Source organism: Neopusillimonas maritima (genome assembly GCF_003576595.1).
GTDB lineage: Bacteria > Pseudomonadota > Gammaproteobacteria > Burkholderiales > Burkholderiaceae_B > Neopusillimonas > Neopusillimonas maritima.
The window spans coordinates 259,111-273,312 of the sequence record NZ_NQOU01000003.1; the positions used below are offsets into that span (position 1 = coordinate 259,111).

General features: G+C 52.7%; 12 protein-coding genes and 1 tRNA gene. 5 read left to right on the top strand and 8 right to left on the bottom strand.

Annotation, left to right across the window (positions count from 1 at the left end; all coding sequences use genetic code 11):
* Positions 1-36 precede the first annotated feature (36 nt).
* Positions 37-255 carry a DUF4224 domain-containing protein gene (locus CJO09_RS15945; protein WP_114421052.1) on the top strand — a complete coding sequence of 73 codons (219 nt, stop codon included), beginning with the start codon at positions 37-39 and terminating at the stop codon, positions 253-255.
* Positions 252-1,295: a tyrosine-type recombinase/integrase gene (locus tag CJO09_RS09790; RefSeq protein ID WP_114421053.1), complete on the top strand. Its 1,044-nt coding sequence runs from the start codon at positions 252-254 to the stop codon at positions 1,293-1,295. The genes CJO09_RS15945 and CJO09_RS09790 overlap by 4 nt, the downstream gene beginning before the upstream one ends.
* A 71-nt stretch (positions 1,296-1,366) precedes the next feature.
* Here CJO09_RS09790 and CJO09_RS09795 read toward each other — a convergent pair.
* Positions 1,367-1,442 (bottom strand) — tRNA-His (locus CJO09_RS09795).
* Positions 1,443-1,615: 173 nt separating this feature from the next.
* Between CJO09_RS09795 and cls the strand changes: the two genes are divergently transcribed.
* Positions 1,616-3,070, top strand: coding sequence for a cardiolipin synthase (gene cls, locus CJO09_RS09800; protein ID WP_114421054.1), 1,455 nt, complete (start codon positions 1,616-1,618; stop codon positions 3,068-3,070).
* Here cls and bioD read toward each other — a convergent pair.
* The 7 genes from bioD to CJO09_RS09835 all read right to left on the bottom strand — a co-directional run bounded on the left by bioD (position 3,056) and on the right by CJO09_RS09835 (position 10,318).
* Positions 3,056-3,742: a dethiobiotin synthase gene (gene bioD / locus CJO09_RS09805; RefSeq protein ID WP_114421162.1), complete on the bottom strand. Its 687-nt coding sequence runs from the start codon at positions 3,740-3,742 to the stop codon at positions 3,056-3,058. The genes cls and bioD overlap by 15 nt on opposite strands.
* A gap of 18 nt (positions 3,743-3,760) precedes the next feature.
* Positions 3,761-4,954: an 8-amino-7-oxononanoate synthase gene (bioF, locus tag CJO09_RS09810; protein ID WP_119442184.1), complete on the bottom strand. Its 1,194-nt coding sequence runs from the start codon at positions 4,952-4,954 to the stop codon at positions 3,761-3,763.
* A gap of 5 nt (positions 4,955-4,959) precedes the next feature.
* Positions 4,960-6,312, bottom strand: coding sequence for an adenosylmethionine--8-amino-7-oxononanoate transaminase (gene bioA, locus CJO09_RS09815; protein WP_114421056.1), 1,353 nt, complete (start codon positions 6,310-6,312; stop codon positions 4,960-4,962).
* Positions 6,302-7,168: an alpha/beta hydrolase gene (locus tag CJO09_RS09820; protein ID WP_114421057.1), complete on the bottom strand. Its 867-nt coding sequence runs from the start codon at positions 7,166-7,168 to the stop codon at positions 6,302-6,304. Before CJO09_RS09820 ends, bioA begins: the two co-directional genes overlap by 11 nt.
* A gap of 88 nt (positions 7,169-7,256) precedes the next feature.
* On the bottom strand, positions 7,257-8,711 hold the full coding sequence (locus CJO09_RS09825) for a 2-hydroxymuconic semialdehyde dehydrogenase (RefSeq protein WP_114421058.1): 1,455 nt from the start codon (positions 8,709-8,711) through the stop codon (positions 7,257-7,259).
* Positions 8,712-8,738: 27 nt separating this feature from the next.
* Positions 8,739-9,461: a class II aldolase/adducin family protein gene (locus tag CJO09_RS09830; protein WP_119442185.1), complete on the bottom strand. Its 723-nt coding sequence runs from the start codon at positions 9,459-9,461 to the stop codon at positions 8,739-8,741.
* Positions 9,458-10,318, bottom strand: a complete 861-nt coding sequence (locus CJO09_RS09835) for a VOC family protein (protein WP_114421060.1) — start codon at positions 10,316-10,318, stop codon at positions 9,458-9,460. Before CJO09_RS09835 ends, CJO09_RS09830 begins: the two co-directional genes overlap by 4 nt.
* Before the next feature lie 227 nt (positions 10,319-10,545).
* On the opposite strand from CJO09_RS09835, the gene CJO09_RS09840 reads away from it, so the two are divergent.
* Positions 10,546-11,280: a GntR family transcriptional regulator gene (locus CJO09_RS09840; RefSeq protein ID WP_114421061.1), complete on the top strand. Its 735-nt coding sequence runs from the start codon at positions 10,546-10,548 to the stop codon at positions 11,278-11,280.
* Positions 11,281-11,282: 2 nt separating this feature from the next.
* Positions 11,283-14,189, top strand: coding sequence for a transporter substrate-binding domain-containing diguanylate cyclase (locus tag CJO09_RS09845; protein ID WP_119442186.1), 2,907 nt, complete (start codon positions 11,283-11,285; stop codon positions 14,187-14,189).
* Positions 14,190-14,202: the final 13 nt, after the last annotated feature.

Sequence of the window (14,202 nt, forward strand, 5' to 3'; positions counted from 1 at the left end):
TGTTGCTCAATAGCCATTTGTGATCGAGTGTAAGTTATGTCTGCCTATCTAACCCCCCCAGAACTCGAAGATCTGACCGGATATAAAATTAAATCAGCTGTATTACGCTGGCTCGATCGGCACAAATGGCCTTATGTCGTCGGTGGTGCCGATGGATGGCCACGGGTACTGCGTCAATACCGCGACCAGCGCCTTCTAGGTATGAACAACAACACAGTCAGAAGAAAGGCTGAGCCAAACTGGACAAAGCCATGATTGCGAGACGTACTAAGAATAAGCAACTGGGCTTATTACCCCGAATGGATGCCAGAAAGCGCGTCAAGGGTGGTTATACCTATCGGTATCTAACATATGATCGCAAATACATTAATCTCGGTCATGATCGAGCCGAAGCAATTCTTAAAGTTCTCGAAATGGAACGCCGCGCACCTACCACTGGTACTGTTCAAGAGATGGTGGAAACGTACCTACAGAGCACAACGTTCTATGAGAAAGGGAAACGGACTCAAGAAGACTACCTGCGACACAGCAAGCAAATTTTGCGTGTCTTTGGTGAAATGCAGGTTGACGATGTCACTCCACCCCATATAGCCCGATATTTGCGCATGGAGCGCAAAGAGGCGCCTGTTCAAGCTAATCGAGAGATCGCGTTTCTATCCTCGTGTTTTCAAGAAGGAATAGAGCAAGGCCTTGCATTGAAAAATCCCTGCAGGGAAGTGCGACGCAATACTGAAAGACCGCGTTCGCGCCTGCCTGAATCAGATGAAATCAAGTCATTCATGAAGATTGCGAAGGCGCGCGGCGCCGGGTCTGAACTAATCGGGTGTATGGCAAAGTTCGCAGCGTTAACTGGTCGGCGCCGTGCGGAATTTCTGTCGTTACGAAAAGATGCCATCGGCCCCGACGGTATTAACTTCAACTACGCTAAATCAACAGCTAGCCAAGCCACCAGAAAAGGCTTAATTCCCATGAGCCCGGCCTTGGAGTCATTACTTCGAGATATCGAAGAAATAAAACGTCCGGGCAAAAACCCATTGAAATCAATCTACGTGTTTGCAAATCGCAGAGGTCAGCCTTACACCGAGCAAGGTTTCAAATCGATGTGGGCAAAAATAATGCACAAGTGGCTCAAAGAAGACAAGAGCCGTGAAAGATTCACATTTCACGACTTACGGGCTTACTACGTTACTCACATGGTTGAGGCCGAGAGAAACCCAGAAACCCATGCAAATCCGGCAACGACAAAACGGGTTTATGATCGGCGAAGAGTAGTGAAAGTACAGGCCTTAGAATAGGCCATGTCACCAAATTGGTGTCATGTCACCAAAACGGGTTTCGGAAAAACTCCCGAAACCCGCTTAAAATCTGGGGTGACCGATGGGGCTCGAACCCACGACAACCGGAATCACAATCCGGGACTCTACCAACTGAGCTACGGTCACCATTGGTTTTACTGCTGTCGCAAAACACAAAATGCGTGCTGCGAAGAATCGAGATTCTAACACGAAATTCGAACCTATATTGCCAACTTATATATACTTCGCCTGTGCAGCACGGAAAGTTCAAACCCGCTTTTGCAGCGCACACCCGAAATCTCAGGCGATACACAAGATTAATGACTGCTATTGATACCCTGCTCTCTGCATACTGGCCCCATATTGCATTTCTTACCAGCCTGTGTATTGGTGCAGTTGCGGCCGTTCATGCCGCCATGACGAAAACCGATGTTCGCGCCGCCATTGGTTGGGTCGGCGTTATTCTTCTTTCCCCGTTTTTTGGCGCATTGTTCTATATTATTGCGGGCATCAACCGGGTGCGAAAAGACCAGATTTCCCAGCAACGCGATGCCGCGCTGAAAGAGTATGGTGCCTCAACCACCCAAACCATCACAAGCGTCTCGCAGTATTCCGCCCCGCAGTTCGAATCGCTTAAAATCCTTGGCGACACAATCGGCCACTTTCCACTTTTAATTGGGAATCGGGCCACTATGCTGCAAAGCGGAGACGAAACCTACCCGGCGATGCTTAAGGCCATTGAGCAGGCGCGACACAGTATTGTGCTGCAAAGCTACATCTTCGATCACGATAGTGAAGGTATCAAGCTGGCTGAAGCGCTGGAACGGGCGCAAAATCGCGGGGTACAAATCCGGGTGCTTATTGATGCGGTAGGTTCCAAATACTCGCGCCCGCCTATGATTCGCACGTTGCGCAAAAAGAAAATTCCTTGTGCACTGTTCATGACCAACCCGCTGGGCATGCGGATGCCTTATGCCAATTTGCGCAGTCACCGCAAAATTCTGGTGGCGGATGGCGAAATTGGCTTCACCGGCGGCATGAATATTCGCGCAGGGTTTGTGAAGGCCATTGCCGGTAGCAAGGCCACCCGTGACACACATTTTTGTTTTGAGGGCCCCATTGTGGCCCAGTTAATGGCTGTTTTCGCGCACGATTGGCGTTTCACCACCCGGGAGATACTGCCGGTTGACGAATGGTGCAGCAAACAATGGGCTACCACGAACGGCTCAGTGCCGGCGCGCGGCATCCGTTCGGGCCCCGACCGCAACATTGGCAGCAATCACAGCATGCTGCTTGGGGCGTTTGCCGTCGCCCAAAGCCATATTCGTATTCAATCGCCCTATTTCCTGCCCGACATTACTTTGCTGGGCGCCATTGCCACGGCCGCGCGGAGGGGTATTCAGGTCGATATCGTTTTACCGGGCGAAAACAATTTGCGTCTGGTCAGTTATGCCATGATGGCCCAGATCGATCAGGTGATTAAAAGTGGGTGCCGTGTCTGGCTCAATCAGGACACGTTCAACCATTCGAAACTTATCACGGTCGATAATGCCTGGTCTTATATTGGATCATCCAATATCGACCCGCGCAGTCTTCGGTTAAATTTCGAGCTTGATGTTGAAATGTACGATCGCAACCTCGCCCAACAGATATCCGCGCAAATCGACCATGAAATTAGCCACGCACAACGGCTAACGCTTGATCAGCTTCAAGCCATCCCCTTCGTGAAAAAGCTGCGCAATAAAATTATCTGGCTGGCGTCACCCTATCTTTAGGCAACCTATATCCAGATAACCGGCCGCCAATTTCGCGCTGGGTTCGTTAAAACGCGGGATACAGCCAAGACACGGCGCAGCTAACGCGTCACGCAAGGTTTGAATATTTTCGTCGCGATAAGGCATCGCCGGATCAACGGTATTGGCCACCCAGCCGGCAAGCATCAGGCCGCGCGAGCGAATCGCTTCGGCTGTTAACAAGGCATGACTAATGCAGCCCAATCGCAATCCAACCACCATCACAACCGGCAAACCCAACGCCACCACCACATCAGCCATGTTTGCTTCAGACGAAAGCGGCACGCAAAAACCGCCGACCCCTTCCACAATGATCGTATCGGCCCTTTGCGCGGCAACTTTATAAGCCTGCTGGATCACATCGACACGCATGACAACACCATTTTTTTGCGCAGCAATATGGGGGGCAATAGGCTCATCCCACAGGTATGGCGTCATTTCATTTTCAGGAAGGGCCACATTCGCTTGCGCGCGCAGCAACTCAATATCTTCGTTAACGCGAACACCGTTGTGTAATGTCACGCCTGCGGCAACCGGCTTCATGGCGGCAACCCGCAGCCCGGCCTGCACAAAGGAATACAACAAGGCCGACGAAACCAGCGTTTTACCAATTTCGGTGTCCGTTCCCGTTACAAAGAAAGCGTGTTTTGAAATAGACACAATCAACTACCCCTACGTTGCATATTCTTGTTCAGCTTGAACCACCGCACGGGCCAGGCGAGTGACCTCGTTACGCGTATGCGCAGCTGAAAGGGTGATCCGCAAACGTGCAGTATCGGCAGGAACAGTGGGAGGCCGAATAGCGGGCACCCACAGGCCCTGATTCCAAAGAAACGAGCCCACTTGAAACGCCAATTCATTCCCCCCGATAATAACGGGCTGAATCGCCGTATCGGATTCCGGCGCCTGCCACTTCTGCAAATGCAAATATTGTTTAAGAGTGGCCTGATGCGCCGCCAGAGACGCCCTTCGCTGCCGCCCCTGCGTTCCCGTGATCAGATCTAGACTGGTTTGCAACGCATGCGCCAAAGCCGGGGCCGCCGCAGTTGTATAAATATAGGAACGCGCTTGTTGCACAATCCATTCAACAAGTTGCTCGTTTGCCACCACAAACGCCCCGGATACCCCGGCGGCCTTGCCCAACGTTCCCATATAAATCAAGTTGACGTACTGCAAAGACAAGACTTCAAGCACCCCCAGCCCGTGCTCACCCAACACACCAAACCCATGTGCATCGTCAACGACCAAAATCGCATCGTATTGCCCACATAACTCCGCCAGCTCCCGCAGAGGTGCAAGATTGCCGTCCATGCTGAACACGCTGTCTGTTACAACCACCCGCATCGCCGCCGGCGTTTCGGACAACAGCCGGCCCAGATGGGTAACGTCAGCGTGCTCATAAATACATGTTTTGGCACGCGCGAGCTTTAAACCATCGATAATCGACGCATGGTTTAAACGCTCGGAGAAAAAGACCGTTTCGTGTTCCAGTCGTGCCAAAGAAGTCATCACGGCAAGGTTCGCCATATAGCCGGTAGACAAATACAAGGCACGGGGAGAATCGAAATAACGTGAGTACAGTTGCGCCAGACGCGCCTCGAGCAGGGCATGCGCGTGCGAATGACCACTGATTAAATGAGATGCGCCACTTCCCGCCCCGTACCGCTGCGCGCCCTCTTGCAACGCTGCAATGATCTCGGGATGCGAAGCCAGCCCAAGATAATCATTGCTGCAAAACGCCAACATGTCGCGTTCATTCACACGAACTTTGGGGCCGCAGGCCGTCTCGACCTGCCGCAACCGGCGGCGCAAGCCTTGCTGATCCAATGCCGCCAGGCGCTGTGCAATACGGGTCGACAGATCCATTATCTTTAACTTAATACCTGATGCAAAACGGCATGTACGCCATTTGCCAAAAACGCAATTTCCGTATCACTTAGGATATACGGCGGCATAAGATACACCGTTGTACCTATCGGCCTGATCAATAAACCGTTCAACAGGGCTACCGAGAAAAACTGCCGTGAAAACTGCGAAGCCGCCACCGGATCGTTGAACTCGACATCGAAGGCCCAAATCATTCCCTGCCGGCGGAAATGCTTCACCCGAGGATGCGCTTTAACCGGTGCGAGCGCCTGACTGAGCTGATCGGCTTTAACCAGATTGCCCTGCAAAACATTGTCCTGCTCGAATATATCAAGCGTTGCAAGCGCTGCGCGACATGCAAGCGGATTTCCCGTATACGAATGTGAATGCAAAAAGCCCCGCGTTAATTCATCGCTATAAAACGCGCTGTAGATCTCGTTCGTTGTCATCACCAGCGACAACGGTAAATAGCCCCCGCTAATGCCTTTGGACAGGCAGATATAGTCGGGCCAAATCTCTGCCTGCTCGCAGGCGAAAAACGTTCCCGTACGACCACAGCCTACCGCGATTTCATCGGCAATTAAATGCACGTGATAGCGATCACACAGCTTACGCAGACCCGCCAGATAAGACGGTTCATACATGGCCATGCCGGTGGCGCATTGCACCAGCGGTTCGACAATAATAGACGCAATCCTGTCGGCTCGCTGCTGAAATAACGCCTCTACTTCATTCAGGGCAGCCTGCACAACGTTGCCTTCGGGCACATTTTGCCGGGCATCGGGCGACATCACCACGTGCGCCTGCCCCAACAAGGGACCATAAGCATCACGAAACAGGGCCACATCGGTTACCGCCAACGCCCCCAGTGTTTCACCGTGATAACTACCCCGCAAGCATACAAATTCGCACTTTTCCGGATGACCTGAATTACGCCAGAAATGAAAGCTCATCTTGAGTGCAATCTCAACCGCCGAGGCACCGTCGGAGGCATAAAAGCAATGGCCCAAATGGTTTCCGGTAAGCGCACCAAGCCGCTCTGACAAAAGCACAACCGGCTCGTGTGTGAAACCCGCCAGCATGGCATGTTCAAGTTGGTCGAGTTGCTGTTTTAACGCATGATTAATGCGCGGATTGGCATGGCCGAAAAGATTCACCCACCATGAGCTGACCGCATCAAGCAACCGCCGCCCTTCATGGTCGAACAACCAGGCGCCCTGCCCGCGCGCCAGCGATACAAGCGGAATGTGCTCGTGATGCTGCATTTGCGTGCAAGGATGCCAAACACTTTGCAGGCTACGGTGCACCCAGTCGGGCTGAAACGTTTCAGATGACACGTTACCCCCGTTAGCGGGCATTGATAATTTGAACCACTTCCTGGGCAAACGGTGACTTCGGATCACCCAACACGTCCAGCACAGTGAAATGATGGGTATCAGGCACCACGTGATGATTGGTCACGCAAGCACCCCAGCGCTGCATCAAAGCGGCCGACTGCAAATGAAATTGCCCTGTCTCATGCTCACCAATAATGGTGTGCACTTGTGCACCGAGCGGTGCGGGGCGCACGGCTGGGCTTAAAGCTTCTGCGCGCTGCTTGTCGAGCGACAATGCGCCGTTAACAGTTGAGGGGATAAGTGGCGGCAGATCAAACACCCCACTAATGGGGAACACATGCCGAATCGGCGGCATACCGCGGTTGTCATCATCATGCGTAACCATCATGCTGACCAAATGCCCACCGGCGGAATGCCCCATCAGGGAAATGCGGTTAGGGTCAATGGCGAAACGGTCGGCGCGGGCGTGCAGCCATTTTACCGAATCACGTACTTCGGACACCATTTGTTCAATGGGTGCGTCCGGGGCCAACGAATAGTTGATCACCGCAACGCTGATGCCGGCCTCCACGTAAGGTGCGGCAATAAAACCGACGTCGGATTTGTCACCGCTTTGCCAATAACCACCGTGAACGAAAATCAGCAAAGGTGCGCGGTCACCGACCGCCTTATAAAAATCGAGATTCTGCAGCGGCCGGTCGCCGTAGGCTATGTCTTGCTCCGGCTGATGCTTTTGAATAACAGCCTTGGTTGTATTTTGCCAACCTTTCAAGACATTGGGAAAATCGGAAAAGGCTGCCCGCAGGTTGTAACCCTTTTCACATAGCGCTTCAGGACACTGAACACGCCCTTGGGCAATTCCGTTAAAACTTGACATACACGGGTCTCCGTTGTTTTAGAGTTCATTGTCATTTCAACCCAACAATATAATCCATAACAACGGAGCCGTGCATGCGCAACAGCGCTTACAGCTTGATGCAAACGTTGCGCGGCTCGGTATAGAACTCGAACGAATGGACACCACCCTCACGGCCAATACCCGATTGTTTGGCGCCGCCGAACGCCGTACGCAAATCGCGCAGGAACCACGAGTTCACCCAGCAAAGCCCAACCTCGAGTGCAGCACCCATGCGGTGGGCCCGGCTTACGTCCTGCGTCCAAACGGTGGCCGCCAAGCCGTAAGGCGTATCGTTGGCCATGTTGATCACTTCTTCTTCAGCATCAAATGGCGCGATGTGGCAGCAAGGGCCAAAGACCTCTTCCCGAATCACAGCGGAAGTTTCCGGCAAGCCCGTCCAGATAGTGGGTTGAACCCAGGACCCATTGGCCAAATCGCCCGGCAAATCTGGTACGCCACCACCGGTGACAATTGTTGCGCCGTCGTCAGCCGCCTTCTTGTAATAAGACAAGACTTTTTCACGGTGTTCTTTCGAGACGAGCGGACCGAAATTCATGCCCTTATCGGTGGGGTTACCCATTTGAAACGCTTCAGCGCGTGCTTTAAGCGCCTGCACAAAACGCTCGAAAATGGGCCGCTCGACATATACGCGCTCGGTGCCAAGGCACACTTGCCCGGTATTTTCGAATGAAGAACGGGCAATGCCGGCCACCGCCTTGTCGAAGTCGGCATCAGCAAAAACGATACCAGGATTCTTGCCGCCCAACTCAAATGAAACGGGGCGCACACCATTGGCGGCGGCTTTCATAATGGCTTCACCCGTACGGGTTTCACCGGTAAATGTAATGCCGTCCACGCCCGGGTGTTCAGTTAAAAACTGACCGGCGGAGTCGGGGCCAAACCCGTGGATAACGTTGTAAACACCTTCAGGCACACCCACGGCATTCATAACCTCACCCAATAATGTGGCGGTCGCAGGTGTTTCCTCCGATGGTTTCACCACGACGGTGTTGCCACACGCCAATGCCGGGCCTACTTTCCAGGTCATCAGCAATAACGGCAAGTTCCAGGGGCAAATAACACCAATCACGCCGCGAGGCGCACGTACGCCATAATTAACGGCGTGACCGTTATCGGGCGTGCGCATTGGGAAACACTCTGTCGGCGCATTGCGCATTAAATCCGCGAACGCCTTGAAATTGGCCGCGCCACGGGGAATATCCAGGTGGCTCGCCAGCGAATATGGCTTGCCTGTATCGGCAATCTCGGCTTCCAGAAACGTGTCAAAACGACGATTGATTTCATCTGCGATAGCCACCAGCATTGAGCTACGCTCTTCCAGTTTCATTTGGCTCCACGGCCCGCGCAAAGCGGTACGCGCCGCCTTTACCGCAGCATCCACCTCACTGCGTCCGGCTTCATGCACATGGGCAATCACTTTGCCGTTTACCGGGTTGATGTCTTCAAACGTTTTGGATGTTGAGACCCACTGCCCATTAATGAAATTCTTTATTTCATGCATCGATAAACTCCTTGTTTGCTGATCCAATTAAATAACTTCTGTTGCCAAATCTTCAGACCACTCCGGGTCATCCGCCGCCAGATACGCCCACATACGTTCGAAAATCCGCCCTGCCGAGGTGGCACGCAGTTTCGCCTGGCCCGGACTCACAACGCCGTCAAGCGACGCCAGGCCGGCTGCCCTTAATTGCAGTTCCACTCGTGCGGCATCTTCCAGATACCACGTTAACGCGACGGCCATGGCCAGATCTTTACCAGCCACCACAGCTCCATTACCCCGCATGACAACGGCAGGATGCACGTCGAGCTGATCCGCCACCCCCTGCGCCTGCTTGTCGGTTCGAATAAGTTGAATATCGTTCCACAGCGGTACGCCGGGCGAAAAATACGTCCCTATGCCGTGTCGTGGCATGGGCGTGAGGCCGGCTGCCGAAAGTGTCATTACGTCGCGCGGCATACTGCGAACAATGCCGCCGACATCCTTCCTGCGCCGATAAATTTGCTGGTGAATCCGCACCTCGCCCAGCACACCGTTAGGCAAATCACCATGAACAGGCACGACGCGCCCCAAATCCTTGCTGGTAATCAGCCCCATTGGCTTGGCCGTGCACACCAGAAAATGCTGCTCATCGAGCCGCAAACTGCAATGGCCATAGGCGTGCACCAACCCGGCACGTGCCAGCGCGCGCGCCGCCACACGAACCGAGCGTTGTTGCTGCGCAGTGGGTTTCGCTGTTCCCGCCACGCTCATTTGAACTCCGGGATATCGGGGCGCGAACCCCACATGCAAAATGATTCCGGAGTAAACGGAAAATTCCGTGGCCGATAAGTGTCCTCATCTTCGGGCTGGATCAACCTGACACCGGTTGAATATTCATACACCATCCCATGAGGCCCTTCAAAATACAAAAACATCGCGCCGGAAGTAGGGTGACGGCCCGGGCCAAAACGGATCGGAATATTTCTTTCTTTCAATATGTAATAGGCCCGCATGACATCGTCGATGCTTTCTACTTGATGATTGATATGTTGTACGCCCGGGTAAGTAGACGGAAACAAAGCGATTTTGTGATGCACTTCATCAATGCGCAGCAATGGCGCATCACCGATTCGGTCACTCACACGGGCCCCCATTAACCCGGTCCAGAAGCGCTCATCGCGACGGGCATTCACCGTTCGCAAGCCAATGTGACTAAAGCCGGTAATGCCCGCATCGCGGGTGGGGAAATAACGACGGCCGCTATGATGCGGCTCGTACACCAAATCGACACTGTTGCCCGACGGATCTTTAAAGTTGATGAACTCGCGCACACGACGCTGCTCACATTCAGTCGCGGAACCCAGATGCACCTGAAAGCCCCTGCCCTCAAGGAATTGGGCCGCCGACTGCAACTCTTCCAAGGTGTCCACTTCGAAAGCCACCGTATGATCAGCCGGGTCACCCTCAAAATAACAAAGCGTGTGATCCCGACTATCGGAACGAAAATACACGGATTTGTTTTCACGACTGGCCACTTCCAAGCCTAACAACTCCGTTGAATATTTAACGGCTGCATCCATATCGGACGTCCCAAGCCTGACATAGCGAATATCATGCAAATGAATCACGACGTTGTTCCCTTTACCCGCAATTTAATTGCCTATTAGCGCCTAAATTTAGGCGCCGGCGTTTTACTTCAATCACAAAAGAGTAGCCTCTGAAAATATCGAAGTCAAATATTTTTATCGAGATTTTTGTAAAATTATACTGATTAATGCCTTTCCCGGAAAAATAAGATAAACTTGCGCGGTAATTTGCGGTAACCACGTCCGCCTCTTTCTCCTAAGGGATTTTCATGCTCGAGCGCCCTTCGTCTGACTCGTCCGCCGCGCCACCTGATGACGCATCAGGCAATGCCACTTCACCCAAAACACTGGTTAGCGCCGCTTATCAGCGTCTGCGTCGCGACATCATTGAAGGACGACTGGCGCCTGGGGCGAAATTACGGGTAGAACATTTGAAAGATGAGTACGGTGTTGGTGCCGGCACCTTACGCGAAGCACTGGCTTTGCTGGTATCGGACGCACTGGTGGTGGCCCGCGGGCAGCGGGGCTTTCACGTTAAGCCCATTTCAATCGAAGACTTTCACGATATCACTCGGACCCGCATTTTGCTTGAATGCGAAGCCTTGCGTCAGTCGATTGAATTTGGTGACGACGTTTGGGAGGGGCGCGTTGTTGCTGCCTTTCACCGCCTTGACCGCATAGAGCAGCGGTTAGCCAGTTCCCCTCCCGATGATTTCGACGAATGGGAAGACCGCAATCGTGAGTATCATCAAGCCTTAATCAGCGGCTGTCGCTCGCCGTGGATACGCCATTTCTTAGGTATTCTGTATCAGCAGGCTGAACGCTACCGGCGACTGGTTATTACACGCAAACCCATTCCCCGCGACTTGCACGGGGAGCATCGTGCTATTCTCGACGCCACATTGGCGCACGATAGCGGGGTGGCCTGCAAATTGCTGGCCGAACATATTAGTATGACCTACGAGGCAGTCAAACAACTTCCCGAAACCCTATTCAGCGAGTAAGAATGCCGGTTGTCCTTTTGTTTCAAAGCTGGCCGGCCTTATGTGCGCTCGTCATTCTGATAAGCCTGTTCACGTCAACCACCCTCGCCAACACCTCTAGTACCAGCCAAGAACCCATTTCAGTTGGCGTCGTTGCCGACAATGAACCGTACTCCAACTTCAGCGCCAATGGTACCGAAGGATTTTCAATTGATGTTCTGAATGAAGTCAGCCGGATAAGCGGACTGAAATTTGAGTATCGTGTGGGCAGTTGGTCGGACATTTTCGCTGCATTTCAGCGTGGTGAAATCGACGTCGTTGATGAGGCGTCATGGCGCGAAGATCGTGCCCAGAATATGTTGTTCACGCGCCCCTACCATATCCGCCAAACGGTCGTCATGCACGATAAACGCCGTCCATTGCCCCCCATCCGTTCACTTGACGATTTAAAGCCATACCGGGTGGGTTCACTGAAAGACATTTATTACGCCTCCGTTTTACGTGATGCCGGTTTAAACACGGCCGAATACAGTCTGCAATCTGAAATGGTGCAGGCGTTATCGTTTGGTTGGATTGATGCCATTATCGGGCCGGAAATTACGTTGAACTACTTCGCCCGGCAAAAAGGTTTTGCCAGTTTGGAGGTGGCGTCATCAGCACCTCTAAACGGACAAGACGAAGAAGATTTTCGACTTGCGGTTGCACCAGACCGTCCCGATTTACAGGCCAAACTGGATCAAGCTTTGGCGCAAATCAAACCGGAATGGCTTGAAAAGCTCCGGATACGATGGCAGGAATTTGGGGGACGTCCTTTAGTATCAAAGCAGTTCGAACTTTCACCATCCGATAAAGCCACCATTCGCCAACAAGAGCCGCTGCGCGTCGGGCTGATGCGCGACTACGCACCGTTGTCGTTCGACAATGAGGGTAAGGTCCAGGGGCTGACTGTCGATGTGCTGTCCAGAGTGGCAGACCTAACCGGCGTTCGCGTGGTACCGGTTGTCGACCAATGGCACAACCTGATCGAACTGTTTCAAAGGGGCGAAATCGATGTCATGGCGAATATTTCCGACCTGCCTGCGCGTCGCAGCTTTGCCCATTTCACCACACCCTATCACCATGTATCGGTCGTTGGGTTCAGTCGCTCGCCCGATATACGGCTTGAGTCGGCGGCCGATCTGGAAGGCCTAAAAGTCGGCTACGGCGGGGGTATCTTCTACGAGAAGGCATTGCAACAGACTATTGGTACTAATGCCGTTGCGTTTAGTGACCAGGCTTCTATGTTTATTGCCCTGCAAAACGGCCAGGTCGATCTTGTACTGACTGCGCTCGACAATGGAAACCATTGGGTTCGGGAAATGGGCTTGTACAACTTGCATATCGCGGGCGAACTTATGCTCAACGGCGAAACCGTTCGTGAAGACCTGCGTTTCGCCTTTCGTCCCGCCCTTGAGCCAATGGTACCCGTTTTCAACAAAGCGTTAAACGCGATTGCGCCCGCGGAAATGCGTGTGATCGAAAACCGTTGGTTAGGTGCCGCAATGAATAATCCGGCATCGAATAGCCCCCTCACATTTACCAAAACTGAACAGGCGTATCTGGAAAGTCGGAACTATAGGTTGACGTTTTGCGCGCATACCGACTGGATGCCGTTGCAGGGAATATCGGAAGACGGAAAACATCAAGGGATGGCCGCAGGTTTGCTGGGCCACCTTGCCAAACGGTTATCTGTTCAGTTCGAACACCATCCAACAGAAAGCTGGCCTGAAGCCTTGCAAGCACTTGCAGGCGGCCGGTGCGACCTTTTACCTGCTGTACCCGCCAGCAACACCCTGGAAAGCAACCCAAACATTACGCTCACCGAGGCGTACTACACCTTACCCACGGTTGTTTTAGGGCGCATAGAAACCCCATTTTTCAATTCAATTACCGAACTGCATGGCAAAAGGATCGGCGTTTCAAACCATACTGCGTGGGCTAATGATTTAAGCCTATCGCATCCCGGCCTGAACCTGCAAGCTCATCGCAACGAGAAAGTGGCCATTCAAAAGGTACAAGCAGGAGAGCTCTACGGCTATATCGGCACACTGGCAAGCACCAACTTCTTGCTGCAAGAGCTGGAAATCAATGACATACGCGTGGTGGGTCGTATTCCTATGGACACGTCTCTTGCCATTGCCATTCACGAAAAAAATACGGTCCTTGTATCAATTCTGGAAAAAACGCTCGCCACCCTTAGTGCGGCGGAGCGTAACGATATGGAAAGGCGCTGGCGTTCCATATCGCTGGAAGAAAAAGTGGATTACGCACTTTTGTGGAAACTTCTGGTCGGCGCGTTTATTGTTTTCGCATTGCTTATATACTGGAATCGCAAACTTCGACGGCTTAATCGGGAATTGGCCCGCGCCAACCACAAACTTGCCGAAATCAGTACCACCGACCAGCTTACCGGCGTAGGCAATCGAACCTATTTTGAACAAATGTTCGAGGCCCGTTTCGACGCGTGCCGAAACGCCAATAGCCCTTACCTGGTGGCCATGATCGACGCCGACCACTTTAAACGTGTTAACGACCAATGGGGTCATGAGGCCGGTGATGCATGCCTTATGCAATTGGCAAACATTCTGAAATCACATTTCAGTGATTTCGACAGCGAAATCGTACGTTTTGGTGGTGAGGAATTTGTAATTTTTGCAACAATTACCCACAGCGAACAGGTTGAAGGCAGGCTGGAAAACCTACGCGACAGGGTGGAAAAAACCGCCATCTCGTTCGAAGCCAACCCCATTGAATTAACCATCAGCATTGGCTATTGTTGCGCAACTCCGCAAGCAGCAGACCTGCCGCAACAGTGGTTCAGGGCGGCTGACCGCGCACTTTATGACGCGAAAGACGCCGGACGAAATTGCGTTATAAAGCGACAACCATAAAGCAATTTCGAAC